At 61.6% G+C, this 25,942-nt stretch carries 21 protein-coding genes and 2 pseudogenes; 7 read left to right on the top strand and 16 right to left on the bottom strand.

Annotated features, from left to right (window positions below):
* Window positions 1-4: 4 nt before the first annotated feature.
* The 11 genes and pseudogenes from ACZ9A3_RS19210 to yaaA all read right to left on the bottom strand — a co-directional run bounded on the left by ACZ9A3_RS19210 (window position 5) and on the right by yaaA (window position 15,531).
* Window positions 5-1,162, bottom strand: coding sequence for an alginate O-acetyltransferase (locus ACZ9A3_RS19210; protein ID WP_476253005.1), 1,158 nt, complete (start codon window positions 1,160-1,162; stop codon window positions 5-7).
* An 11-nt stretch (window positions 1,163-1,173) separates the two neighbouring features.
* Window positions 1,174-2,631, bottom strand: coding sequence for an MBOAT family O-acyltransferase (locus ACZ9A3_RS19205; protein ID WP_195884985.1), 1,458 nt, complete (start codon window positions 2,629-2,631; stop codon window positions 1,174-1,176).
* A 139-nt stretch (window positions 2,632-2,770) separates the two neighbouring features.
* Window positions 2,771-3,882, bottom strand: a pseudogene (locus tag ACZ9A3_RS19200) (mannuronate-specific alginate lyase).
* Window positions 3,883-3,889: 7 nt separating this feature from the next.
* Window positions 3,890-5,299, bottom strand: a complete 1,410-nt coding sequence (locus ACZ9A3_RS19195; RefSeq protein WP_476253004.1) for an alginate O-acetyltransferase — start codon at window positions 5,297-5,299, stop codon at window positions 3,890-3,892.
* 13 nt (window positions 5,300-5,312) lie between these two features.
* Entirely contained in the window at window positions 5,313-6,878 is a 1,566-nt protein-coding gene (algG, locus tag ACZ9A3_RS19190) for a mannuronan 5-epimerase AlgG (protein WP_476253003.1), read from the bottom strand.
* Window positions 6,879-6,896: 18 nt separating this feature from the next.
* Window positions 6,897-8,378 (bottom strand): alginate export family protein, encoded by a 1,482-nt coding sequence (locus tag ACZ9A3_RS19185; RefSeq protein WP_476253002.1) that lies wholly within the window; start codon window positions 8,376-8,378, stop codon window positions 6,897-6,899.
* Window positions 8,375-9,871 (bottom strand): alginate biosynthesis TPR repeat lipoprotein AlgK, encoded by a 1,497-nt coding sequence (gene algK, locus ACZ9A3_RS19180; RefSeq protein WP_476253001.1) that lies wholly within the window; start codon window positions 9,869-9,871, stop codon window positions 8,375-8,377. The genes ACZ9A3_RS19185 and algK overlap by 4 nt, the downstream gene beginning before the upstream one ends.
* Before the next feature lie 12 nt (window positions 9,872-9,883).
* Window positions 9,884-11,050, bottom strand: coding sequence for an alginate biosynthesis protein Alg44 (locus ACZ9A3_RS19175; protein ID WP_093379721.1), 1,167 nt, complete (start codon window positions 11,048-11,050; stop codon window positions 9,884-9,886).
* A 37-nt stretch (window positions 11,051-11,087) separates the two neighbouring features.
* Window positions 11,088-12,578 (bottom strand): mannuronan synthase, encoded by a 1,491-nt coding sequence (alg8, locus tag ACZ9A3_RS19170; protein ID WP_176794217.1) that lies wholly within the window; start codon window positions 12,576-12,578, stop codon window positions 11,088-11,090.
* Between the two features lie 63 nt (window positions 12,579-12,641).
* Window positions 12,642-13,958, bottom strand: coding sequence for a nucleotide sugar dehydrogenase (locus ACZ9A3_RS19165; protein WP_045197240.1), 1,317 nt, complete (start codon window positions 13,956-13,958; stop codon window positions 12,642-12,644).
* A gap of 793 nt (window positions 13,959-14,751) precedes the next feature.
* Window positions 14,752-15,531, bottom strand: a complete 780-nt coding sequence (gene yaaA, locus ACZ9A3_RS19160; RefSeq protein ID WP_045197242.1) for a peroxide stress protein YaaA — start codon at window positions 15,529-15,531, stop codon at window positions 14,752-14,754.
* A 134-nt stretch (window positions 15,532-15,665) separates the two neighbouring features.
* Here yaaA and ACZ9A3_RS19155 point away from each other — a divergent pair, with 134 nt between their 5' ends.
* Both ACZ9A3_RS19155 and ACZ9A3_RS19150 read left to right on the top strand, forming a co-directional pair.
* Window positions 15,666-16,793, top strand: coding sequence for a polysaccharide deacetylase family protein (locus tag ACZ9A3_RS19155; RefSeq protein WP_213603310.1), 1,128 nt, complete (start codon window positions 15,666-15,668; stop codon window positions 16,791-16,793).
* A 340-nt stretch (window positions 16,794-17,133) separates the two neighbouring features.
* Complete coding sequence (locus tag ACZ9A3_RS19150; protein WP_045197246.1) at window positions 17,134-18,528, top strand: PhoH family protein; 1,395 nt, start codon at window positions 17,134-17,136, stop codon at window positions 18,526-18,528.
* A gap of 63 nt (window positions 18,529-18,591) precedes the next feature.
* On the opposite strand, the gene ACZ9A3_RS19145 is transcribed toward ACZ9A3_RS19150, so the two are convergent.
* On the bottom strand, window positions 18,592-18,840 hold the full coding sequence (locus tag ACZ9A3_RS19145) for a hypothetical protein (protein WP_093379737.1): 249 nt from the start codon (window positions 18,838-18,840) through the stop codon (window positions 18,592-18,594).
* Between the two features lie 186 nt (window positions 18,841-19,026).
* On the opposite strand from ACZ9A3_RS19145, the pseudogene moaC (ACZ9A3_RS19140) reads away from it, so the two are divergent.
* A pseudogene (gene moaC / locus ACZ9A3_RS19140) lies at window positions 19,027-19,140 on the top strand (cyclic pyranopterin monophosphate synthase MoaC); the annotation flags it as partial.
* Between the two features lie 39 nt (window positions 19,141-19,179).
* Here moaC (ACZ9A3_RS19140) and ACZ9A3_RS19135 read toward each other — a convergent pair.
* Window positions 19,180-20,409, bottom strand: a complete 1,230-nt coding sequence (locus tag ACZ9A3_RS19135) for an MFS transporter (protein WP_176794218.1) — start codon at window positions 20,407-20,409, stop codon at window positions 19,180-19,182.
* Window positions 20,410-20,905: 496 nt separating this feature from the next.
* On the opposite strand from ACZ9A3_RS19135, the gene moaC (ACZ9A3_RS19130) reads away from it, so the two are divergent.
* The 4 genes from moaC (ACZ9A3_RS19130) to ACZ9A3_RS19115 all read left to right on the top strand — a co-directional run bounded on the left by moaC (ACZ9A3_RS19130) (window position 20,906) and on the right by ACZ9A3_RS19115 (window position 23,053).
* Entirely contained in the window at window positions 20,906-21,382 is a 477-nt protein-coding gene (moaC, locus tag ACZ9A3_RS19130; protein ID WP_010220726.1) for a cyclic pyranopterin monophosphate synthase MoaC, read from the top strand.
* Entirely contained in the window at window positions 21,379-21,624 is a 246-nt protein-coding gene (gene moaD, locus ACZ9A3_RS19125) for a molybdopterin converting factor subunit 1 (RefSeq protein WP_045197253.1), read from the top strand. Before moaC (ACZ9A3_RS19130) ends, moaD begins: the two co-directional genes overlap by 4 nt.
* A 2-nt stretch (window positions 21,625-21,626) precedes the next feature.
* Window positions 21,627-22,073, top strand: coding sequence for a molybdopterin synthase catalytic subunit MoaE (moaE, locus tag ACZ9A3_RS19120; RefSeq protein ID WP_195884975.1), 447 nt, complete (start codon window positions 21,627-21,629; stop codon window positions 22,071-22,073).
* Between the two features lie 200 nt (window positions 22,074-22,273).
* Window positions 22,274-23,053 (top strand): ABC transporter substrate-binding protein, encoded by a 780-nt coding sequence (locus tag ACZ9A3_RS19115; protein ID WP_045197257.1) that lies wholly within the window; start codon window positions 22,274-22,276, stop codon window positions 23,051-23,053.
* A 29-nt stretch (window positions 23,054-23,082) separates the two neighbouring features.
* Here the strand turns inward: ACZ9A3_RS19115 and ACZ9A3_RS19110 are convergent, their stop codons facing one another.
* From ACZ9A3_RS19110 to ACZ9A3_RS19100, 3 genes are all read right to left on the bottom strand, one after another.
* On the bottom strand, window positions 23,083-23,709 hold the full coding sequence (locus tag ACZ9A3_RS19110) for a helix-turn-helix transcriptional regulator (RefSeq protein WP_045197259.1): 627 nt from the start codon (window positions 23,707-23,709) through the stop codon (window positions 23,083-23,085).
* 73 nt (window positions 23,710-23,782) lie between these two features.
* A complete protein-coding gene (locus ACZ9A3_RS19105; RefSeq protein ID WP_093379754.1) occupies window positions 23,783-24,913 on the bottom strand; it encodes an NAD(P)/FAD-dependent oxidoreductase in 1,131 nt (376 codons plus the stop codon).
* 10 nt (window positions 24,914-24,923) lie between these two features.
* A complete protein-coding gene (locus tag ACZ9A3_RS19100) occupies window positions 24,924-25,874 on the bottom strand; it encodes an ornithine cyclodeaminase family protein (RefSeq protein ID WP_045197264.1) in 951 nt (316 codons plus the stop codon).
* Window positions 25,875-25,942: the final 68 nt, after the last annotated feature.

The following is a 25,942-nucleotide window of genomic DNA, read 5'->3' as shown; positions in this document are numbered from 1 at the left end:
CTCTTCAGTTTTCCGTCCGATGGGACGACAGGGCCAGGTCTTGATTGGCATTGCGGGTTTTTTTCAGCTGCGCGATCCACTGCGGATCGAATGCGCTGAGGTCGTTTTTCATTGGCAGATAACGTTCCGGGAACTCCCAGATCAGCACTTGCGGCGCGCTGTTCTTGAAGGCGTCGGTTTGCAGGTACTTGAGCATCGGCAGCAGTGGGCCATGGCCGTCTTCGGCGTAATTGACCACGTCGCTGCGCAGCGCTTGCTGCAGGGCTCCGAGGAAGTTCCAGTTGGGGTTGGCGCTGTAGCTGGTGCCGATCAGCGCCACCGGGATTTCACTGTCGGCGAACAATGCATCGCCGCTTTCACCTTCAGCCTCGGCCGGGCGGGTGCTGCGTTTTTGCAGGCTGTCCGGCGGCGGCAGCAGGTTGCTGAACAGCGGGTCGAGCGGCAGGAAGTTGGTCAAATCGCCCTTGTATGGCGTGCTCTGGCGTTGTTCGGTGACGAACTGCTGGGGCTCGCCGTTGAGCAGGGTCTGGCGCGCCACGGCGGCGGCCAGGTGCTGGGCAACCACTTCGGCGCCCATCGGCGTCCAGTGGGTGTCGGTGCGCAGGAACACCTGGCCACGGGCTTTGGCCTCTTGCAGCGGCGCCAGCAGGTCGGGGGCGAACACGCCGGCCTGGCGGGCCTGGGCGTGGAACTCGTTGTACAGGTCGGTGTGCAGGCTGGCCGGGGTCTGTTCGCCGACATACTCCGGATACAGCCGCGCCTTGGCCGGCACAATCGCCAGCACCAGTTGCACGCCGTGTTGCTGCAGGGTGTCGCGCACACCGCGGATCAGCGCCAGGTTCTCTTGTTCGTACTGGTCGCTGTTGGCCACCGGCTTGAACTCCTCGTCACTGAACAGCCAGTGCTCGCGGCCCAGCACCACGCCCGGGCGGCCTTCGTTGAACAGTTTGAAGTCCAGCGCCGCCCACAGGTTGGTGCCGATGCGCTTGAGCGGGAACTGCTCGTCGTAGTGGGTTTCGGCGGCCTTGGCCAGTTTGCCGTCGAGGGCGCTCATCTGCGCAGTGCGCTGGAAGCTGCCCAGGCCGCCCAGCGACCACAGGCCCAGGCCCAGCAACAGGGCGAGGAACAGCAGGGCGTAGAGTTTGCGTAAATGTCGGGTCATGGTCGGCTCGCTCAGAACTGGAAGTAGAGGAACGGCGAGTAGCTTTGCGCCGAGAGCTTGAGGATCGAGGCCACGAACAGCAGCAGCACCAACGCGCGGGTGGCGTACAGGCCCCAGTCCAGGCTCAGGCTGCCGTCGGCATGCACGGCCACCGGGCTGGCCTTGGGCGCGGGCCTGGCGTTGCGATAGAAGTCGCGCAGGCCGAAGTACGCCAGAGTCACGTAGGCCAGCACCAGGGTTGCCACTTGCAGGCCGGTGAGGCTGGCGCGGTTGAGCTCCGACAGTTGCCAGTCACCGAAGCTGAACATGGCGCCGTACATGCGTGCGGCGACGTGCAGGTTTTCGGCGCGGAAGATCACCCAGCCCATCACCACCAGCAGGAAGGTGAAGGCCCAGCGCACCAGGTTGAATCGCTGCGGCGCGGCGTTGATGCCCAGGGCCCGCTCGATCGCCAGCCACATGCCATGCCAGGCACCCCAGACGATGTAGGTGAAGTTGGCGCCGTGCCACAGGCCGCCCAGCAACATGGTCAGGAACAGGTTGCGGTAGGTGGCGAAGGTGCCGCCGCGGTTGCCGCCCAGGGTGATGTACAGGTAGTCGCGCAGCCAGGTCGACAGGCTGATATGCCAGCGCCGCCAGAACTCGGTGATCGACTGGCTGATGTACGGCTGCTTGAAGTTCTCCATGAAGCGAAAGCCCATCATCAGGCCCAGGCCGATGGCCATGTCGCTGTAGCCGGAGAAGTCGAAGTACAGCTGCGCGGTGTAGGCCAGGGCGCCGAGCCAGGCGTCGCCGGTGCTCGGGTTCTGCAGGGCGAAGCAATGGTCGGCGACCACCGCCAGGGTGTCGGCGATGAACACCTTCTTGATGAAGCCCTGCATGAAGCGCGTGCAGCCTTCGGAGAACTTGTCGAGGGTGTGGGTGCGGTGGTTGAACTGGTCGGCCAGGTCCTTGAAACGCAGCACAGGGCCGGCGATCAGGTGCGGGAAGATCGCCACGAAGGCGGCGAAATCGATCAGGTTGCGGGTTGCCGGGGTGTCGCCGCGGTACACGTCGATGATGTAGCTGATCGACTCGAAGATGTAGAACGAGATACCGATCGGCAGCAGCACATGGGTGAGGATGAACGGCTCAAGGCCGAACGAGGTCATGATCGCGTTGATGCTGTCGACGCCGAAGTTGGCGTACTTGAAGTAGCCGAGGATGCCCAGGTCGACCGCAACCCCCAGCAGCAGCCAGCGCTGGGCCGGCTTGCTGCGCACGCCGGCGGCGCCGACTTTCAGGCCGATCCAGTAGTTCCACAGGGTGACCCCGGCAAACAGCGCCAGGAAGTCCACCCGCCACCAGGCATAGAACACGTAGCTGGCCAGCAGCAACAGGGCGTTGCGATAGCGTTGCCCGCTCAGGTAGTACAAGCCGAGAAAGATCGGCAGGAACAGGAACAGAAACACGTTGGATGAAAACACCATCCCGATCTCTCCTTGTCGTTAGCAACCGGGGCAGCAGCCCCCCAAACCCCCCATGTCGGAACGCGGGGGGCAGTGTTTAAAGCATTGCGGGTTCGCCGCGCTCCTGTGGGAGCGGGCTTGACCCGCGACAGGTCCTAGCTCATTTTTTCTGTTCGGCCTGCGGGTCATAGACCCGGGTCAGGTCGCCGCCCAGGCGGAAGCTCTTGAACGGCTGCATGTCGTGCTTGCGCCCGAGCACGTCGCTGTTGCAGCTGTAGAGGCTGCACCAGGGCTCGAGCCAGGCGTATTTGCTGTCGATCTTGAGGTCGTCCATGTCCTGTTTCTCGCCGTTCTTTGCCTTGAACGGGCTCGGGTCTTTCGAGCCCGACAGCACCCGCTCACCCAGGCGCTTGAGCGCGCCGTTGTTTTCCGGGCGCACATCGACACCATTGGCCTGGGCGAAGCTTGCGATCATCGCCAGCGGCGGCAGGGCGTAGTTGTGGTAGGCCAGGGCGCGCTGCTTGCGCTTGAGCTCGTTGGGCAAGAAGCCCTGGGCGTCGACCTGGTTGGCGGCCACGCGGTATTCCTTGATCGACCAGTCGAACAGGTCGCGGCGGTCGGTGGCGACGGCGGTGGCCATCACCGACCAGGCCGCCCAGTAGGAGTGGTTGTTGATCTTCTCCAGCGGCAGGTCGCTCCAGTCCTTGATCACCTGGTCGGCCAGGCGCCCGAACCATTTCTCGATCAGTTCGGCCTGTTGTTGGTGCGCCGCCAGCGGCTGGGAGTTGGAGAACTTCAGGCGCAGCCAGGCCGAGCTGAGGCTGCCCAGCGCCCATTTGCGCATCGACTTGCCGGTGTGGTTGTAGTCGGTGGACATCAGCGCATTGGCGCTGGCCCAACTGCTCAGCCACTCCAGGGTGCAATCGAGCTGTTGCGGGCGGCCATCGCGCATGTACTGCATGACCTGTTTACTGACCCCGCGCTCGAGGGTGGTGATGCTCGCGGTGGAGTCGCGGAAGGCCTTTTCCGAGGCTTTGTTCAGCGTTGCGCGGGCCTTGTCCGAGCCTTCGTACTTGCTGCGAAACTGCAGCTTGTCGGTGTAGGGCGTGGGGATGGCTGCGCATTTGAAGTCACTGTCGCCGGTCTTGAGTTTTTCGATCCCGGCGTAATAGCCCTGGGGAGGGACCAGCCCGGCGGCGCGTGCGCGGCCGGGCCGAACAGGGCCAGCGCCAGTGCGAGTGCTGCTACAGGGGATGTGCTGAAATTTTTCATAGGCGCCTCACATTCGTTTGCACAGCGTGGCTTCGACTTTCTGGCTGCCGCTTTGCGGCCCCTGGACTTCGACGGCGAGCAGGGTCTGGGCGGCCCAGTCCTCATCCTCGCGCAGCTCGAAGGCAAAGCGGCCATCGGTGTCGGCGGTTTCCGGCTTCTCGATCTTCAGGTCTTCGTGGCGGCCGTTCATGTACCAGAGGGTGGCTTGCAGGGTCTTGACCGACTTGTCTTCGAACTGGATATCCAGTTGGTGACGGCCATTGGTCAGGTCCTTGATCACGCCGTTACGGCCGTTGACCATCAGCTCGTTCTTGCCCGGCTTGAGCGCGGTGCTGGCGCTCATCTGCGCAGGCTTGCCTTCGCAGCCGTTGTCGACCAGGGCGAGCATCTGTCGCCAGATGGTTTCCTGGTCGAGGCGGTACAGCGGCGAGAATTCCCAGATGAGGATCTTCGGCGGGTTGTTCTGGAAGTCTTCGCTGCCCAGGTACTGGATCATCGAGCCTTCCAGGCCACCGCCGGGGAAGGCGACGTTGAGCACGTCGGCGCCGATGTACTGCTCAAGGAAGCCCGAGAAGTTGTAGTTCTTGCCGCTGTGGCTGGTGCCGACCAGGGTGATCTGCGGGTTGCCGGAGTCGCCAAACAGGTCGTCGCTGCCGCTCTCGCCCTTGGGCTCGGTGACGAACTGGTCCATGTACTGCACCGCATAGCTGGTGCCGCACAGCTGCCCGGCGACGTTGTGCAGGGTGCCGGTCTTGCCCATGCGCCCGGACTTGTGGCTCTCGAACTCACGCTTGGGTACGTCGGCGAAGGCCGGCATCTTGTGCACGCTGTCGGCGACGATTTTTGCCGCGCGCTCGGCGCCGTACGGGGTCCAGTGCTGGTCGCCACGGAAGTAGAAGTCCTTGCCCTGGTCGGCCGCAGCCAGTTGTTCGTTGGTCAGCGGCGACAGGTCGGGCACGGTGTAGCCCATCTGGCTGAAGCGCCCGAGCATGGCCTGGTAGTTGTGCAGCGCCTTGGCGTAATTGAACGCGGCCTTTTCGGCCGGCTTGAGCATGTTGCGGTTCACCAGGCCGCGGGTCGGCTGGTAGACGATCACCAGTTCCACGCCCTTGGCCTTGAACGCATCGTGCAACTGCTGCAGGCGCCGGTAGCCGGCCGGGGTGGTGTCGAATTCGGTGCGCAGGTCTTCGCGGGTGCGGAACAGCCAGTCGCCCTGGGCTTGCACCAGGGTGGTGAAGTTCTGCTGGTAACGGGTGGTGTAGCGGCTGGCGTCGTGGGCCTGCGGGCACAGTTGGCAGCACGGCTCGGCGGTGAAGTCCGGTGCCTGGACCTGTTCGGCCGAGGCGCCGGCGCTGATGGCCAGCAGGGCAGTGGCGAGGCCGCAAAGGCTCAGCAGCTTGGTCAGTTGTGGTTGCATAGGATTGGCTTCCTCAGTCCAGCATTTCGGTCTGGCGCTCGACCGGATCGATCAGCACGGCTTTGCCCTGGCGCACCATCAGGTCGAGAATCTCGTCCTGGCGATCGCCCAGTACTCCGGAAAAACTGATGCCGCTGGCCTTGCTCGGCGCCAGCATCGACACCCGGTACAGCTCCACGCTCAGCGGCGAATCGATCGACAGCGGGCCGCTGCCGTTGGCCGCCAGCTCACCGCCGACGACGATTAGCGAGACCTTGGTGTCGAACGGGTCGAGGGCGATGTTGCGGTCGGTCTCGGACAAGTCCTTGATGTGCCCGTAGACGCCTACCAGGCCGTTGGCCATGGCGACGTTCTCGTACAGGCGGATGTTGACGCTGTTGCGCACGCGAATGCCGTGGCGGCGGTTACTGATCAGCTTGTTGCCCCAGATCAGGTTGTCACCGCTCTCGTACAGGGTGATGCCGTCCGTGTGGTTGCGGTAGATCTCGTTGTAGGCGATCAGGTTGTTGACGCTGTTACGGTCGATGACCACGCCCGAGAGCTTGTTGTCGTAGCTCTTGTTGTTGATGATCCAGCTGTCGTTGACCTCGCGTGAAACGATGATGCCGTGCTTCTTCTTGGTCCCGTACACGGTGTTGCCGGCGATGATCAATCGGTGCGAGCGGTCGTGGGGGTCGATGCCGTAGACGATGTTGTCGCGGTAGGTGCTGTCCTTGACCACGAAGTCGCTGGTTTCGTAGCAGTAGAAGCCGTACCACATGTCGCTGAACTCGGAGCCGATGATCCAGCCGGTGGGTTCCGGGCGGCCCATCTGCTTGGCCATGTTCGGTGTGTACTGAGAAATGCTCACGCCGTAGGACTTGCTCTTGGCATAGCCGAAGCTGGCCATCTTGCTGTTGACGATGTAGGTCTCGGTGCCGCCCCACGACAGCAGGAACGGGCGGAATTCCTTCGGCGAGCGGAAGGTCGCCGGGCCGTTGTCTTTCTCGCGCCAGCCAGTCACCCGGGTGTCGCTGACGAACAATTTGCCGTCGTTGACGATGAACGCGCCACCCTCCTGGGACAGGCGCAGTTCCTTGACCTTGGCGTCGATCTCGAGCACGCCTTTTTGCCCGACCACGATCGGCAGGCGCGCCAGGTACACGCCCGGCGCGGTTTCGCGCAGGTACTGGGCGGGCACCTGCTTGCTCAGCTCGGTGAAGTTCACATGGCCGTCGTCGATGAAGATCGCCTGGGGAATGCCATGCTGGCGCGCCACCCATTCGGCCATCTTGTTGTCGCCGCCGATGAACTCCTTGAGGCTGTTTTCCTGGAGCATGCGCCGCACCGAGACCTTGCCCTTGTGCGAGCGGTCGATCTTTTTCTGCACCGCTTGCGCGCTATAGCCGGACAGGTCGGGCAGGGTCGGCGCCGGGATCTGCAGCGGCTCGATCGGCGCGCTGCTGACCGTGTAGGTCTTGGCCTGCTGCAGCTCTTTGGCCACCGGCGTCGGCGCCTGGCCGTTGGCCAGGGCGATGCTGCTGGCCAGCAGCAGGGTGCCGGCCAATAAGGTGTGGAGCTTGTTCGGTTGATGGCTCATTTGATTGCACCCCAGGCGTCAGAAGCGCCAGATCACGTCGACGAAAGCGCGGTGCATGTAGGAGTCCGCTTCCTTGCCATAGGCGTCACCGGGCTTGAACACGCCGCCACGAAAGCGCACCAGCGCCGACGGCTCGTCGATCGACTGGCTCAGCGCGGCGGGCAACAGGCCCTGCTTGAAGTACTTGGTGACCACCAGGTCCATCTCCTGGCCGAGGTCTTTCTCGCCCTGGATCAGCGGCCGGTTGATGCCGTTGTCCTCGACCACGGCATTGATACCGCTGCTGCCGATGTTCTGGTCGCCATCGACGCGCCAGAACTTGTGGTAGATCAGGCTGGCGTCGTAGTCGTCGCGCAGTTGCCAGGAGGTGAACAGGGTCGCCGCCTGGACATTGCCCAGTTCGCCACGGAAGGCCTCGCCGAAGCGGTGTACGCGCGAGCGGGTGCCGGTGAAGTTGGAGCGGTTGCTCTCAAGGCCGGTCTGCTCGTAGTTGCCTGAACCGTCGCTACCACCGCCGCCGCTGCCGCGGGCATAAGCGGCGCCGACCTGCCAGTTGGGATCGAGGCGCAGGCGGATACCGAGGTCGGTGGCCCAGGCATTGACGTCGCCGCTCTGCTTACCGCTGGCCACTTGCTCGCCGTTGACCGTGGTGGTGTTGAGGCTGTCGCGATCGCCGCTCAGCCAGGTCAGGCTGCCCCAGTAGTTGACGCGGTTCTGGTTGCGCCAGTTATAGGCGTCGCTGTTGGCTTCCAGTCCCAGCCAGGTGAGGTCGCCGGTGCGGGTCTTGTCCAGGGCGTCGACGGTTTCGCCGGGATTTTTCAGCTTGCCGTCGTCGTGGGTGTGGTGGGCGCGCAGGCCGACCCAGTGCCCGGGCGTCCACTGCGTGGCAACGTCGCCGTAAATGTGCAGGCGGTCCTTGTCTTCCGGCGCCAGCTCGGTGAGGTCGGTACGGTACTCGCTGAAGCGCTCGGCCACGCCCAGGTTGGCGCGCAGCAGGGTGGTGTCGAAGGTCCAGTTCAGCGCTTCGATGTTGGTGTCGCGCCACATGCCGTCGTCGTTGCGCAGGCGTTGGCGGCCAAAGCGCAGTTGCTCGCCGGGGTAGGCGGTCAGGCCGCTGTAGCCGACCCAGAACTCGCGCATGGCCAGGTAGCTTTTATCGGCTTCGCGGCCATGGGCGCGGCCGCTGTCGGACTCGGCCTCATCGCCGGACTGGCGCAGGGTGTCGGTCTCGATGATGTCGCTGGCGGCCACCGCCTGGCCCATGGCAAAGGCGCTCCAGTTGCCGCGCTCGCCGTACACCCAGGGGCGCAGGTCCAGGCCCAGGCCGTTGACGTCGCCGTCGGAGCGGGTACCCAGGTCGCGGTCGTCTTCGGACTGGCCGGTGATCTTCACGTCCAGGCCGAAGTTTTTTTCAGCGGTCATTGCCGCCAGGGTCGGGCACGACCAGAGCAGGGCGAAGCCCAGGCCTACGCCTGCTTTCATCCACGGATTGAGTGTCATAGGGAGTCCTCGCCTTGTTCGGGTTGCGCTTGGGCCTGCAGGGCCAGTGCATCGGCACCCGGGCCCATGGCGCCACGGGCCTGGCGCTCTTGCTGCAGCAGGCGCTCGGCCTGGGCTTTTTGCGCGGGAGTGAGTTGCTGGTCGAGCTGGGCGGCCAACTCGCGCGACTGATCGCTGGGGTTGGCTTGCGCCAGTTGGCTGAACACCCAGGCGTTGACCAGGTCCTGGCGAATGCCGTGGCCTTCGCTGAACAACTGGGCCAGGGCGTAGTCGGCGCTGAGCTGGCCGCCGCGGGCAGCGCTGAGCAGATGATCGACGGCCTTTTGCGGGTCAACGCTGCCCAGGTAACCGCGGCGATACAGCTGGCCCAGGTAGTAATGGGCGCTGACTTCGCCGGCGTTGGCGGCGCTGAGCAAATGAGTTTCGGCCTGCTGCGCATCGGCCGGCACGGTCTTGCCTTCGTAGTACAGGCGGCCCAGCAGCAGTTCGGCGCGCGGTTGTTCGGCGGCGCGGCCCTTGTCGATGTATTCCATCAGCTTGTCGGTGTCGCCAAGCTCCGGGAAGTCGTAGAGCAACTGCGCCAGGCTGACCCAGGAACCGGGGTTGACCGGCGCCACTTGCTCAAGCAGGGCCTGGGCGGTTTTCTCGTCAGTCTGGCCGAGGCTGCGGTCGGCCAGGACGCGGGCCACGCTGTCGACCCGGGTGGCCGGGATTGCACCGCGCTGGTAGGCGCTTTTGACTTGCTCGAGCAGCGCCGCTTGCTGCTCGGGCTGGGCGCGCTTCTGGTAGACGGTGGCCAGTTCCACGTAGCAGATGTCAGTGCTGCTCAGCGCCGCTTTGCAGATGCGCTCGACCTCGTCCAGGTGCTGGTCGTAGCTGTCCTGGGTGCGGTACAGCAGGATCTGGGCCAGGCCGGCTTCGGGGTAGCCGGTGCTGCGCCACGTGTCGATCTGCTGCTGGGCGTTGGTGCCGGGGAAGCTCTGCGGGTATTGCAGGTAGAGCATCGCCAGCGGGATCAGGGTGTTGCCCTCGCCATTGGCGAAGGCTTTTTTCAATAGGGTTTCGGCTTCCTGGCGCTCGGCTTCGCTGGCGTCCGGCTTGGCCGCCAGCAAACGGCCGAGACGGGCCTGGGCGCGCGGCGAGATATCAGCGGCGGCGCGGTAGGTGGCTTCGGCCTCCTTGAGCTTGGCCGGGTCGCGGGTTTCCACCTGGATATCGGCGAGGCCCACCTGGGCTTCGCTGTAACCGAGGTCGGCGAGCTGGCGGTAGTTCTGTTCGGCCAGGGCGGTGTCGCCGCGCTTGAGCGCTTCATTGGCCAGGCGCTGGTCGGGCAGGCCGGCACAACCGGCCAGGCTGATGGCCAGGGCCAGGCCGAGAAGGGTGCCACTGTGGGAGCGGGCTTGCCCCGCGATCGAGCACAACGCTTTGAGGAATTGAGGGGCTTCATCGCGGGGCAAGCCCGCTCCCACAGTTGGGGTGTTGAGCATATTCATGGGCAAATCCTCTTAGAGCCCACGGGCCACGGCTTTATCGATCAGCCAGTCCAGCGACGGGCCTCGATTGCTGTCTACCGCCACCGGGCGGCCGGCCAGTTCGCTGGGCAGCGATTCGTCCGGCTTGATCTGCACGCGGATGTCCGAGGACAGGTCTTCGCTGTTCAGGCTGCTACTGCTGACGATCTGCCCGGTACGGGTCTGCTCTTCGCCAGCGACGGTGAAGTGCACGCGCGAGCCTGGTTTGACGTCGTCGAACTGGCGGTAGCTGAAGCGCGCTTCGACCGTGGGAATGGTGGTGCGCGGGACCAGCTGGAAGATCACCTGGCCCTTGCTTGCATACTGGCCGTCATCCACCAGCTGGCGGGCGACCACGCAATCGCAGGGGCTGGTCAGGGTGCCGCTCATCTGTTTGCCGAACAGCTCCTCGACCTTGGCCGGCTCCAGTTGCTGGTCATCCAGGTGGCCTTTGAGCATGTCCAGCATGCTGGTGCTGAACGAGGCCAATGGCGCGCCCTTGACCACCTGGCCGCCGCTCTCCACCAGGCCCTGCACGGTACCGTCGCGGGGCATGGTGACGTTGCTGGTCGGCACGCTGACCACCCCGGCCTGGGCATGGCTGACGAAGTACAGGCCGTATACCGACTTGGCGATAAAGCCGAAGGCGGCAACGCCAACCACGAACACGCCGAGGCTGAAGGTCACCGCCCGCAAGCGGCCGAAGGCGCTCATCCCGCCGCTGGCGTCTTTCTGTTTGCGCGCCTTGGTGAAGTTGTCACGCTGCAGGGTACTGAGTACGTCGCCGATGGTGATCAGTTCGCCCGACAGGTGCGAGGTGATGATGTGGCGCAGGGTGGCGATATCGCGGGGTTCGAGGTTCTGGAACTGCACGCCGGCGCGGCCGCTGGAGGGGTCGAAGGAGCGCACCTGGAACTCGATGTCCATGGCCAGGCCGAGCTTGTCGACGGTGAACTGCAAGCGCCCGCGCAGCACTTCGCCGACTTTCAACGGGTGCTTGGCATGGAAGCTCAGGCCGCCGGCGGAAAGGTCGTCGACCTTCACTTCGAGGGTTTCGCGGTTCTCCCCCAGGTAGCGCAGCTTGGCCGGGATGCGTACCCGGGCGTGCTGGCGCTGGGCTTCGGACTCATGCACGACATTGACGTTCACGGCGGTATTCATGGCGATTTGTTCCTGTTTAATCCAATCGGGTTCCGGCTCACACGACCATGAACAGCACAGCAATGAAGATGCTGGCCGCCGAGAAGGTCATGGTCCGGGAGGACCAGGTGTTGAACCATTGTTGAAAGCTGGCGAGGTCGCGCTTGAGGGCAGTGGGCTGGCGGGTCCAGGACTGCTTGTCGAGGCGGAAGAACACGTAGATCTTCATGATCGCGCCGACGATCTGGTTGTAATAAAGAATCAGCGGGTAGGCCGGGCCGATGTTGTGGCCCGAGCACAACAGCATCAGGGTCAGGATCAGCCGGGTGATGCCGATCCACAGCAGGTACACCAGCAGGAACGCCGGGCCGAACTTGAGGCTGGCGATCACCGCGACGGTCAGGCCCAGCAGGCTGGTCCACATCGACACGCGCTGGTCGAACAGCACCACGCTGGTGAACAGGCCCAGGCGGCGGATGCCCAGGCCCAGGGCGCGGGAGTTCTGCCGCAGGTTGTTGCCGTACCAGCGGTACATCAGTTTGCGGCTGGCCTTGATGAAGCTCTTTTCCGGCGGGTGCTCGACCGTGTTGATCGCCGCGTCCGGCACGTAGAAGGTGTCGTAGCCCAGGCGCATGAGGCTGAACCAGCTCGACTTGTCGTCGCCGGTGAGGAACTTGAAGCGGCCCAGGCGCCAGTGCTGCAGCGAGTCGTTCTCGACGTCGGCGATGAACTCGGGGTTGGTCACCACGGCGGCGCGGAACACCGACATGCGTCCGGTCATGGTCAGCACGCGCTTGGACAGGGCCATCGAGCACATGTTGATGTGGCGCTGGGCGAAGCGCAGCTTGTGCCACTCGCTCATGATGTAGCCGCCACGTACTTCACAGAATTCGTTGGTGGTCAGGCCGCCGACATTGCTGAACAGCTTGAACCAGGGCACGGTCTTGCGCACCACGCCTTCGCCGAGCACGGTGTCGCCATCGATCACCGCGACCACGGCGTTTTCATCCGGCAGGTGGCGGGAGATGGCCCGAAAGCCGTAGGCCAGGCCGTCGCGCTTGCCGGTACCGGCAATGCGCACGAAATCGAGGGTCACGCGCTGCGGCGGGTTGTATTTCTCCCACAGGCTTTTCACCAGCAGTTCGTCGGACATTTCCACCAGCGAACAGACCACAGTGGTCGGGTAGCCGCAGTCGATCGCTTCGCGGATCACCGAGCTGTAGACCTGGGCGGTGGTCAGGGCATCGATGCGAAAACTGGTGACCATCAGGTACACATGAGATGGGTCGGCGGCGCTACCGAGCTTGCGCACCTTGCGCCGCAGGTAGGGGTAGACCACGTAGAGAAACAGCATGCCGCGGACAAAGTGCGTGGCACCCATGGAATAGCGCCAGATGCCGACGGCGCCGACCAGGAAAATGAAGTCCTTCGAGTCGGGGTCGAAAATGGAGTTGGGCAAGGCCAGGGCGATCAACATGAGCAGGCTCACGTAGAACAGCCAACCGGCGACCTGTAGCAGGCCGTGCTTGAGCCTGTGCATGTTCTGCATCCGTATCGAATGGAAGGGGCGTTGATGGCGCGCGGGGCCGGGCGGCCCCGCGCAACCTGCGGGTTACCAGCAGATACCTTCGGTACGGCTGCTCGGGCAGGAGGCCTTGCTCATGAAACCGACCAGGTCGATGACCTGCTTGCCGGCGGGCGCCTGCTGGGCCAGGGCGCGAAACTTCTCGTCGCGGTTGCCCAGCACGATGACGTCGGCGTGGTTGATCACCTGCTCGAAGTCAGCATTGAGCAGCGACGACACGTGAGGGATTTTCGACTCGATGTATTCCTTGTTGGCGCCGTTGACCCGCGCATACTCGACGTTGCTGTCGTAGATGTTCAGCTCGTAGCCCTTGCCGATCAGGCGTTCGGCAAGCTCCACCAGCGGGCTTTCGCGCAGGTCGTCGGTACCGGCCTTGAAGCTCAGGCCGAGCAGGGCGACCTTGCGCTTGTCGTGGCTTTCGATGATGTCGAAGGCGTTCTGTACCTGCGACTCGTTGCTGGTCATCAGCGAGTTGAGCAGTGGCGCCTTGACGTCCAGGCTGCCGGCGCGATAGGTCAGCGCGCGCACGTCCTTGGGCAGGCACGAACCGCCGAAGGCAAAGCCCGGGCGCATGTAGTACTGCGAAAGGTTCAGGGCCTTGTCCTGGCAGACCACATCCATCACGTCACGACCATCGACGCCGACCGCCTTGGCAATGTTGCCGATCTCGTTGGCGAAGGTAACTTTGGTGGCGTGCCAGACGTTGCAGGTGTACTTGATCATCTCGGCCACTTCGATGTCCTTGCGGATGATCGGCGCGTCGAGTTCTTCGTACAGCGATTGCAGAAGGTCGCCACTGGTCTTGTCCAGTTCGCCGATGACGGTCATGGGTGGCTGGTCGTAGTCCTTGATCGCGGTGCTTTCGCGCAGGAATTCCGGGTTGACCGCTACGCCGAAGTCGACGCCGGCTTTTTTCCCCGAGCAGTCTTCGAGGATCGGGATCACCACGTTCTTCACCGTGCCCGGCAGCACGGTGCTGCGTACCACGATGGTGTGGCGGCTGGATTTTTCCCGCAGTACGAAGCCGATTTCGCGGCACACCGACTCGATGTATTCCAGGCCCAGGTCGCCGTTCTTCTTGCTTGGCGTGCCGACGCAGATCATCGACAGGTCGCTGTCGCGAATTGCCGCGGCAAAATCGGTGGTGCCACGCAGGCGGCCATTGTCGATACCCTGTTGCAACAGGGCTTCGAGCCCCGGTTCGACAATCGGCGATTTGCCTTGGTTGATCAGGTCGATCTTGGTGGTGGATACATCGACGCCAATCACTTCATGGCCACGTGCCGACAGGCAGCCAGCACAGACTGCACCCACATAACCCAAACCAAAGATGCTGATACGCATCGCATTCACCTCATGTGTTTATCACGCCGGCTCAATAAATAGAGCCAGACCGGGTTGATTAACCAGCAGTTATCGGGCACACGGAGGCGTGGCAGAAAGATGTCACTTCACCGTGTGCAGGCATATAAATATCAAGTGCAAAAGTCGTTGCACTTAAAGTTGGCAGCCAAAGGCCAATAATTATGGGCGTGCCCTGTTATGCAGCCGTCTTTATTGCAGATCGGTTACCCGAAACTGCAGTGCTTGTTCTTTCAAGTGAATAAAATCCTTTGAAATCAACCACAAGGACGATTTTTAGGGGCGCGTTTCTCCTGGGTTCAACTGTGGGTCGGGTGACCGACACTCAAGTCAAAGTTGTCTGGATGCACAATGACTGTGCGCTCCAATCAATGCTGTAGGTCATCTCTCACATAATGCTCGAGAATCGTTACGGGTGGTATGAGCGATGGCTGAAGGGATAAGTTCCGGGGGCGGTTCAGGGGCCGTGAAAGATTTTTTAATATTTTATCTGATGGCCATACTTTCACTTTGATAGCACTTGTCAGTTTCGTCCCTGTATATAAAGGACGAACTCGAGGTGGGATGTTTTTATGCCAGTACCGGAAATTTTTTTTCAAAATTCGTCAAAAAATTACGAACGGTCTTATGGCGTTTTGCGATAAAGCTAGAAGGGTGGTTTTTTGGCGCCAGGATTGTGGCGTATTTATCGCGGGACAAGTCGGGCCGCATCGCCGCTCCCACTCCGACGGGTAGGAGCGGCGATGCGGTGGCCCGACTTGCCCCGCGAAAGCTTTTACTCGTCCGCGTGATCGCGCAGAAATACCAGGTTGTCGGCCTTCGACAGCTCGGCACTGTAGTAGTAGCCCTGCACATCGAACTGCTTGAGCTGCTCGGGATCGTTGATGCGTTCCTGGATCACGAAGCGGCTCATCATGCCGCGGGCCTTTTTGGCGTAGAAGCTGATGATCTTGTACTGGCCGTTCTTGAAGTCGCGGAACTCGGTGTTGATCACCCGCGCTTTGAGGGCATTGCGCTTGACCGCGCTGAAGTACTCGTTGCTGGCCAGGTTCAGCAGCAGGTCGTCGCCTTGCTCGGCCAGGGCCTGGTTCAGCCACTCGCTGATGCGCGTGCCCCAGAAGGCATACAGGTCCTTGCCGCGGGCGTTGGCAAGCTTGGTGCCCATCTCCAGACGGTACGGTTGCATCAGGTCCAGCGGGCGCAGCAGGCCGTACAGCCCGGAGAGCATGCGCAGGTGCTCCTGGGCGTAGCTGAAGTCGTCTTCGCTGAGGCTTTGCGCGTCGAGCCCGGTATACACGTCGCCCTTGAACGCCAGCAGCGCCTGCTTGGCGTTGTCCGGGGTGAAGGCTGGCGTCCAGCTGCCGAAGCGCGCGGCGTTGAGCCCGGCGAGCTTGTCGGAGAGGTGCATCAGCTCGCTGATCTGCGCCGGCGACAGCTCGCGCAACTGCACGATCAGTTCCTGGGAATCATCCAGGTACTGCGGCTGGGTGTAGCGCTGGGTTACCGGCGGGGTGTCGTAGTCGAGGGTCTTGGCGGGGGAAATCACCGTCAGCATCAGGTCGGCTCCTTTATTCGTGGCGCCGATTCTACGGGGCGGGGGCGGCGATCTCCAGCTATCAAGGCAATAGCCACAGACCATCCCGACACTTGGCGCTATAGTGCGCGGCGAGGAAAACGGAGAGCCCGATCGTGCGCATTGCCCTTGTTTTACTGGCTGGCCTGTTCAGCGTCACGGCCCAGGCCGCGCCAGCCCCGGTCGCCACTTTCGACCGCAACCACTGGCCAGAGCAGCTCGACAGCCCGGCGCTGTTCGATGTCGCCTCGCGCGCCGAAATCCTCGGGTTTGCCCGGGTGCTGGCTGAAAGCGAAATGCTCGACCAGAGCGCCCTGGCGGCGCGGCTGAACCTGCGCCAGGTCAATCTGCTGTCGATCAACACGCTGCGCCAGCGCCTGTGGCAGCGCTTATGGCGCAACTACGACCTGGCGCAGAAGAGCTGCGAGCAGGATGCCTCGTTCTGTTATGCCATCGACGACCTGGGCGATTTTCGCAAGCAGACGGCAACCTTCGAAGTCGCCGCCGACTCGTTCTACGCGAGCTGGGCCGAGCCCAGCCGGGCCTTTCACGAGCGCTACCTGGACGAGCTGCTGCGCAAGGCCGCGCTGTTCCCGCAGACCGCCAGCGAAATCGAGCGCTTCTCCGACCTTGAGCGCAATGGCGACGAGCTCAACGACCGGCTATTCATGCTGACCTTCGATGGCGGCCCATCCTTGGCGGGCGGCAGTACCGACGGCCTGGCCGAGTTCCTGCGCCGGCAACGGCTGTCGGCGACCTTTTTTGTGCTGGGCAACAGCCTGCAGAACCGGCGCGACAAGACCTCGCTTGGCGACCTGCGGGCGCTCTACCAGGGCCAGTGCGTGGGCTTGCAAGGCTGGCAGTACCGCTCCCACGGGCAGTGGCAGGGCTGGCAGGACTCGGTGCTGCGCAGCCAGGCGCGGGTGCAGGGCGACTTGCCGCAGCAGTATGTGCCGTTGTTCCGGCCGCCTTATGGCCAGCGCCGTGCCGACAGCCAGGCATTCTTCGCCGGCCAGCATTTGCAGGTGGTGTTGTGGGATATCGACGCCCAGGATCAGGGCGCGTTGAACAGCGAACAGGCGGCCCAGCGGGTGCTGACCTTGATGTTGCTGTGGCGCAAGGGGCTGATCCAGTTTCACGACGCCCAGCCCAAGGCGCAGGAGGCAGTGGCCTGGTTGCTCAAGCAAACGGCTCAGAGTGGAATTGGCTGGGAAGATTGCCGTAATTTCGGCGAAAAGCGTTGAAAGTGTAAAGTTTCGCTAAGAGGCGGGAAGGAAAGATCGCAGGCATTTCACATGACTGGATTTATGACTGTAGCGGTGCTTTGCCCCTGCGCCAAGGGCTAATTGGCCGATCGAAAAATAAACTTCAAAAAAACGTAAAAACGCTTTTTCCGGTCATGGGTTTTGCGGTATTACGAAGACAGACCGCCGAACCCTGCAGCACAGGTGGCGTCCTACGGCCCATTCTTTGTTCGCAGCTCCCTACCCGTAACGACGCGGACCAGGGGAGAACCGGCGGCCACTTCGCGGCGCAGCACCGCTCAGGTATTGCGTCGTCTGGCTCCCACAAAGGTGACCGAGTATGGATGATCAAGGACGCAGCACTTCCTCCAACCAGCCAATCCTTTATGTGCTCGATACCAATGTACTGATTCACGATCCCAACGCTTTGCTCAACTTCGAGGAGCACCACGTCGCCATCCCGATGACGGTGCTGGAGGAGCTCGACAAACTCAAGACGGGCAAACATACGATTGCCGCCGAATGTCGCCAGGCCATCCGCCTGATCGACCAGACCCTGGGCGATGCCTCGCCGGCCGATGTCGAGCAGGGCGTGCCGATCCAGCGCGGCAAGAGTGGCCCCAAGGGCTTCCTGTCGATTCTCATGAGCCCGCGCAACGAGCCCAACCGCCTGCTGCCGGAGAACCTCAACGACAACATCATCATCAACCAGTTGCTCGAGCTGCGTAGCCGGCGCAAGGAACTGGACGTGGTGCTGGTGACCAAAGACATCAACATGCGCCTCAAGGCCCGCGCCTGCGGGATCGCGGCCGAGGACTACAGCACCGACCAGCTGGTGGACGACGTCTCCCTGCTGTCCAAGGGTTACCACAGCGTCACCGGCTCGTTCTGGGACCGCGTCAGCAAGGTCGAGACCCGCCAGGACCATGGCCGCACCTGGCACCGGGTGCAGATGATCGACAACCTGCCGGCCGTGCACATCAACGAGTTCATCATTGACGAGCAGGGCTTCGTCGGCTGGATCAAGGGCATCAAGGATGGCGAGCTGGTGCTGCTCGACCTGCACCAGGAGCCGCTGCTGCACCAGGAAGCCTGGGGCCTCAAGCCGCGTGACATCCACCAGAGCCTGGCGCTGTTCGCCTTGCTCGACCCGGACATTCACCTGGTCAACCTGACCGGCGCGGCCGGTTCCGGCAAGACCATCCTGGCCCTGGCCGCCGCCATCGAGCAGACCATGGTCAGCAAGCGCTACCGGCGCATCATCGCCACCCGAAGCGTGCAGGGGCTGGACCAGGAGATCGGCTTCCTGCCGGGCACTGAAGCAGAAAAAATGGAGCCCTGGCTCGGGGCAATCACCGACAACCTCGAAGCCCTGCACATGGATGACGAAAACACCCATGGCAGCGTCGAGTACATCCTTGAGCGGGTGCCGCTGCAGTTCAAATCGCTGAACTACATTCGCGGTCGCAGCTTCCAGCAGAGCCTGATCCTGATCGATGAATGCCAGAACCTCACCCCGCACCAGATGAAAACCATCATCACCCGTGCCGGCGCCGGTTCCAAAGTGATCTGCCTGGGCAACCTGGCGCAGATCGACACCCCTTACCTGTCCGCCACCAGCTCCGGCCTGACCTACCTGACCGAGCGCTTCAAGGACTTCCCCAACGGCGTGCACATCACCCTGCAGGGCGTACCGCGCTCGATTCTGGCCGAATACGCCGAATCGCACCTGTAACCCGGTACGGAGGTTGCAAAAAGCCCGCATCAGCCGATGCGGGCTTTTTCATTGCTGGTAATTTCATTTCCAACCGCGGCCAAAAGCACCCCAACCGGTGAAAATTACGCTCACTATGCTGTCGTCCTTGTCGAGAATCAGCAGGTAAGGGCTCTGCCCGGTATAACCAATGACTCCCGGCCGAATCTCGCTGACTTCACCTCCACCCGCATTTTTGCAGATCTCGTCGGCTAACTCCTTGCTGAATGTCTTGCCAATGTAGGGAGCAAAGACGGGTTGCATTTTTTCGTAGTCTTTCGCGTTCATGACCATATCGGTGCCTCCTGGCATCAGGTTAGGGTGCGTGCAAGGTTGTTGCATTGGCGGCTTCTACCTGCAGACGCATCAGTGTGTAGTAGATGGATATCGCATGTTTAAAGCCCCAGGCAGTGTCCGCGCTTGTCGCTAAGGTCTGACTCAAGGGTTTACAATCGACTGTCCTGAAACAGGAGTAACGCTGTGCTGACCCATCTCGATTCCCAAGGTCGCGCCAACATGGTCGACGTCACCGATAAAGCCGTGACGTCGCGTGAGGCGGTGGCCGAAGCGCGGGTGCGCATGCTCCCGCAAACCTTTAACTGCAAGCCTGCGCTTTCGCAGGCTTGCAGTGTTTCAGTCTATGGTTGCGCTATCTCGTATGCTGGTACTTTCTGAATGATTCGTCCGATGGGTAACATGTAGCGTACAAGCGATCAAGGTGGTGGAGATACCTGCTGCTAAGAGAACGCTGGCGATGTTGGCCAATTCCGCTAGCCAACCACCCAGTATGGGGAAACTGATGAACAGAGCGATGGATAGAGTGCGCACAGTCGCAAATGTCGTACCCAATTTGTTAGGGGGGCAAGTGAGTTGCAAAGTGGTTGTGAGGCCCTGAGTTGTCAGACCATAGGCGAATCCGGCGAGAAGAAAAAGTAGCGACAAGAGATTAAGCTCGAAATACGCAGGAAAAAAGCTGAGAGATCCGACTGCGAGTACTGCGAGACCAAAACACATCGACGCTATTGTGGAGCAGATACGCGAACCACTACGATAAAGGCGTGGAAACAAGAAGCCTGCAAAAATGCCGCCCAGTGCAGTTGCACTGACGATAACGCCGAAAGACGTTGCACTTTGTCCGTTCCCCTTCAACAGCAAGCTCAATAGGGAGTCGTATAGACCCAAGGCGGCTGACTGGGAAAGTATGCACATTAAAAAAATACGTGCGGTCAATTGTTTTTTGAAAAAACTATAGATTTGTCGGTTGCTGGTTTTTGGAATTAAAGGACATGTGGCCTCGCTTCTCATGATCCTTGCAGATAATAAAGTTACGAATAGTAAACCACACAAACACACAAAAGCGGAAAGTAAAAAACCGGCTGACTTAAAACTCAATCCTGTGAGAATCCCAGCTGCAAGGGGGGATACGATTTTTACGGTTTGATCTATTATCATAATTAATGAAGTGTTTCGGATAATCTGCGGTGCGGTCAGCAAGTTTCTTGTGAGAACGACTTCGGCCGCTGTTGAGCCAAGGTTAGATAAGCCCTTTAGCATTGTAAATGCCAAAAACAACTCAACGGAAGGGGCTGCAAACAGAGCGCAAGATGCAATGAAACGAATACAGAAACTGACCGAGATTATTATGCAGGGGTTGAATCGGTCTGCCAATGATCCTAGATAAGGGCCAAAGAGAAGCGCCGGAATCCCATACAAGGAAGCTGCTAATGCTAGCGTTTGTGCCGAGGCATCGAAAATGAAAGTTAGCGTCGAAAAAATGAGTATGAAGTCGAGCCATAGTACAACAGAGCTGCAGAACCGGATTCCACACAGAGAGAAGTAGTTCTTGGTGCTGATCTGTTGCACTTCAACGGTCTCCTGGCTTGATGTGCGTTGTATTGTTTATCACAAATGTTATTGTTTTGTGTTTGGTGCAAAAGTGTCTGTTTGGCATTCGGTCGGTCGATAGGTGTTGTTCGGTGGTTTATTAATTTGGCGCGGCATGACTATCTTCAACAAGGGTTTTTCATTGTGGCTGGTGAAGTTCTTAGGCTTGATGTGTGAGGGTAATTTTGCTCTGGGCAATGTCAAGGCTAATGCGGGTAAGGGGGGTCTTATAATGCTGTAAGAATATTCGTGGGTTTGGTGTTTATTGGTCTAATGAATTTTGGTGTATTACTTTGTCTTCAGGCTGAATGGTTTCAAATGATCATGAGTATGGAGCTTTCTAGTTTTTGCACTGTAAAACCTATATTCAGCCATACACCCCAATAAAGCGCCTTGACGCCGGCCCAGGCTATTTTTCGCTTCGAAGACCTGACCCCAGGGTTTACACTCTTTGCTCCTGAATAGGAGGAAAGCTGTGCTGACCCATCTCGATTCCCAAGGTCGCGCCAACATGGTCGACGTCACCGATAAAGCCGTGACGTCGCGTGAGGCGGTGGCCGAAGCGCGGGTGCGCATGCTCCCGCAAACCCTGCAGATGATCGTCGAAGGCGAACACCCCAAGGGTGACGTGTTTGCCGTGGCGCGCATTGCCGGTATCCAGGCGGCGAAGAAGACCAGTGACCTGATTCCGTTGTGCCACCCGTTGCTGCTGACCAGCGTCAAGGTCGAGCTCAGCGCCGAAGGCAACGACACTGTCTATATCGTCGCCCGTTGCAAGCTGGCCGGGCAGACCGGGGTAGAAATGGAAGCGCTGACCGCTGCCAGCGTCGCGGCCCTGACCATCTATGACATGTGCAAGGCGGTCGACCGCGGCATGATCATCGACGGCGTGCGCGTGCTGGAAAAGCTCGGCGGCAAGAGCGGCCATTACCAGGCGGATGAAGTGAAATGAAAATCAAGGTGATGTATTTCGCCCGTTACCGGGAGTTTCTGGGGGTTGATGCCGAAAAGCTCGAGGGTTCGTTCGCTACCCTGGATGACGTACGCAAGGCGCTGGTTGCAAAAGGTGACAAGCATGATGTGCTGCGCGAACAGAACCTGATGTGCGCGCGCAATGAAGAGCTGTGCAAGCTGGACGAGCCGCTTGAAGACGGTGACGAAGTGGCGTTCTTTCCGCCCGTGACTGGAGGCTGAGCATGAGCGTTCGAGTCCAGAGCGAGCCCTTTGACCCGGGGGCTGAAGTCAATGCGATGCACGCGGCCAACGTCGGTGTCGGGGCGGTGGTCGGTTTTGTCGGCTACGTGCGCGACTTCAATGATGGCCAGGACGTAGCAGGGATGTTCCTCGAGCATTATCCGGGCATGACCGAAAAGGCCCTGGCCAAGATCGTGGTTGAAGCCCAGCAGCGCTGGCCGTTGCTCAAGGTCGAGGTGCTGCACCGCATCGGCGGCCTGGAGCCCGGTGAGCCGATCGTTTTTGTCGGTGTTGCCAGTGCCCATCGTCAGGCCGCATTCGATGCCTGCAATTTCATCATGGACTACCTGAAAACCCGCGCGCCGTTCTGGAAGAAGGAACAGACCGGCGACGGCCCGCGCTGGGTCGAGGGCAAGCAGAGTGATGAAGAGGCTGCCGGGCGCTGGTAAATCTGATCGCGGGGCAAGCCCGCTCCTACAGGGATCAAGGTAGGAGCGGGCTTGTCCCGCGATGCTTTTGCTTGTTGAATTTTCATACCAAAAAGTCCAGTATGGAATTATAAGTACAAAATAATTCCAGGCCGACCCGCGCCTGCCCCTTTCCCTCTGTCTGGCACCACACCTCCAACAACGAGCGAGAGAGCCCCGTCATGAACAAGTTCACCCTGATCAGCGGCCTGGCCCTGAGCCTGATGGCCAGCAGCAGTCTGTTTGCCGCCGAGAAGACATTGCGCATTGGCATCGAAGCCGCGTACCCGCCGTTCGCATTCAAGACCCCTGACGGCAATATCAGCGGCTTCGACTACGACATCGGCAATGCCCTGTGCGCGCAGATGCAGGTCAAATGCCAGTGGACCGAGCAGGAGTATGACGGCTTGATCCCGTCGCTGAAGGTCAAGAAGATCGATGCGGCGCTGTCGTCGATCACCATCACCGAAGAGCGCAAGCGCTCGGTGGACTTCACCCACAAGTACTACTTCACCTCCGCGCGCCTGGCGATGAAGGAAGGCAGCCAGGTCGACGACCAGTTCGTCAGCCTCAAGGGCAAGCGCATCGGTGTGCAGCGGGCAACTACCACTGACCGTTACGTCACCGAGGTGCTGGCCCCCAAGGGTATCGAGGTGGTGCGCTACACCAGTAACGAAGAGATCTTCATGGACCTGGTTTCCGGGCGTCTGGACGGCGTTTTCGCCGACACCATTCCGCTGGAGCAGGGTTTTCTGAATACCGAGAAGGGCAAAGGCTACGCTTTCGTCGGCCCAGAGCTGAAAGACCCGAGCTATGTGGGTGAAGGCGCGGGTATCGCGGTGCGCAAGGGCAACACACAACTGGTGACCGAGCTGAACCAGGCCATCGACGCCATTCGCGCCAACGGCGAATACCAGAAGATCCAGGCCAAGTACTTCAAGTCTGATATCTACGGCGACTGATCGCCGCTTTACTCAAGGCCTGAGCGTGATCAGGCCTTGAGTTCCTTCAGGTGCTTGTACACCGTCGCCCGTCCCATCCCCAGCACATTGGCCACATAGTTGGCGGCACTCTTGCCCTTGAACGCACCCTCGGCGTGCAGGGCCAGTACCAGTTCGCGCTTATGGTCGCGGCTGAGCAGGTTGAGGCTCAGTTGACGTTGGCGCAGCCAGCTGTTGAGGAAGGTGTTGATGCGCTCCTGCCAGTCATCGCGAAACAGCGCATCGGGCTGCGGGATCAGCTTGCTCGGCGACAAGAACAGGTCGAGCGCCGCCTTGGCGTTTTCGAACAGGGAAATATTCAGGTTGATGCACAGCACCGCCAGCGGCTTGCCGGCCGGGTCGCGCAGTACGGTGCTCAGCGAGCGGATCTTCTGACCGTCCCAGTTGAGCTTTTCGTACGGTCCGATGTTGGTCTCGTCGGTACCTTCCTCGAACATGTCCTCCAGCGCCGCATCATCGCCAATCTCGCGCTTGGACAGGTTGTTGGCAATGTAGTCGATCTTCTGGCTGCGCAAATCGTGCAGCACCACTTCGGCGTGGGGGAAGAACAGGGTGGCGATGGCGTCGGCGATGGCCCGGTAGTTGTGCAGGACGGGATCGGCTTGGGGTGTGGGCATTCGGACGGGCTCCAGGCGGTGTCAGCGCCCTTGCGACAGGGCGCTGGGAGTGTGCCGCAATCGCGGCCGGGCGTCACCCTTGCAGGCGGCGCGGCGACAGCATCGCAGCGTTGAGGCCAAAGCCCTTGAGGGTGTCAGGCAAGTCTTCACCGCGCACCAGGGCAGCGCTGGCCTGGCCCATGGCCGGCGAGGTCTGGATACCATAGCCGCCTTGCGCGGCCACCCAGAACAGCCCGGGCACCTGCGGATCGAAGCCGGCCACCAGGTCGCCGTCAGCGACGAAGCTGCGCAAGCCGGCCCAGGTACGGGTCGGGCGACGAATGCTCAGGGTGGTGGCTTCTTCGATCTGGTAGATGCCCATGGCGATGTCCAGCTCTTCGGCCTGCACGTCGTGGGGCTCGACCGGGTCGGCATTGGCCGGTGAGCCGAGCAGCATGCCGGCGTCAGGCTTCATGTAGAACGACTCATCGAGGCTGACCAGCATCGGCCAGGCATGGCTGTCGATGCCTTCGGGGCCGGCGAAGATGAACGCGGCGCGGCGCTTTGGCTGCAGGCCCAGGGGTTGGGCGCCGGCCAGTTCGCCGACTTTGTCGGCCCAGGCACCGGCAGCGTTGATCAGCACCGGGGCGGTGAAGGTGCCGCGGCTGGTCTGCACGTGCCAGAGGCCGTCGGCGTCGCGGCTCAGGTGTTGTACTTCGCAGTCGCTGTGCACTTCACCCTGCTGGCGACGAATGCCGCGCAGGTAACCCTGGTGCAGGGCGTCGGTGTCGATGTCGCTGGCACTCGGGTCGTACAGGGCGCCATGCACCTTGTCGCGGCGCAGCACCGGCAGGCGCGCGCAGGCTTGCTCGGCGCTGAGCAGCTCGACCTCGGGCACGCAGGCCTTGGCGCTCTGGTACTGACGCTGCAGCTCTTCAGGGTCGCCATTGAGATCGACGGTCATTTCCCCGCGCGGGCTGAGCAGCGGGTGCTCGGTAAAACCCGCTGGCGGCTGGTCGAAAAACGCCCGGCTGGCCAGGGTCAGTGCGCGCACTTGCGGGGTGCCATAGGCGGCGGTGTACAGCGCTGCCGAGCGGCCGGTGGAGTGGTAGCCCGGCTGCGACTCGCGCTCAAGCAGCAGTACCCGGCCGTGGCCGGCCAGCCAGAAACCGGTGGAGGCACCGGCAATACCGGCGCCGATGATGATGAAATCAGCCTGTTGCATGAAGGTTTCCTCAGTCGGCGCGTTGCAGGCGGTACAGGGCGTTGGCCAGGGCGATGTCTTCCAGGCCCAGGCCGATGGAGCGGAAAAAAGCGTGGCGCTGGTAGCCCGGCTTGTGCGCCGCACCACTGATCAATTGCGCCAGATCGCCGACGATCGCATCGGCTTGCCAGCCATGTTGTTCGGCGGCGATGCGCATCTCGCCGGCGCTGCCCGGGGTGGTTACGCGGTAGTCGCAGTAAACGTCCATCTCGCTTAAGGTCGCTGGCGGCACTTCGTGGGCACGCACCGCATTGGTGCTGATGGAGGTGATCAGCGCGGGCTTGCTCAATTGGCGCGGGTCGAGCACCGGCGTGGCGCATGAGGTGCAGAGCATGATCACGTCGGCATCCAGCACCGCCTGCTCCAGGCTTTCGCTGAGCACCAGGCGCGGGTCGAGATTACTCAGGGCCTGACGCTGTTCGGTCGATTGCCGGCCCAGGCTTGGCGAGTACAGGCGGATGTCCTGCCATGGACGCAGGCTGCGGGCGTAATGCAGGTGGGCGCGGGCAATCGGGCCGCTGCCGATGATGGTCAGGCGCCGGGCCTCGCTGGCTGCCAGGGCATCGACGGCAACGGCGGTAGTGGCGGCGGTGCGCGCGGTGGTCAGTTCACCGGCATCGCACAGCAGCAGCGGCTGGCCGCTGTCCATGGACATCAGCAGGGTCCAGGCGGTGACCAGCGGTCCCTGCTCGCGGACGATATAGGGCGAGGTCTTGACCCCGTACACGCGCTGTTCGGCCAGCACGCCACCGTAGTTGATGAAGTCGCCTTTGCCGGCCGGGAATTCCACCAGTTGCTGGGGCGGTTGCACCGCTTGCCCGGCCGCCAGGTCACGGAACAGGTTGCGCAGGATCTGCGGAACATCCACCTGGGCGAGCAGTTGGCGAGCGTGCTGTTGATCGATGACGAGAGGCGCAGACATGCGAAGCTCCAAATGAACTATTTTGTCTATTATGGACTTTTAGTTTATTTGGGCAATATGCCGAGGTG

It is taken from the genome of Pseudomonas sp. TE4620, from assembly GCF_056279045.1.
This window is presented reverse-complemented; position numbering and strand designations above follow the sequence as displayed.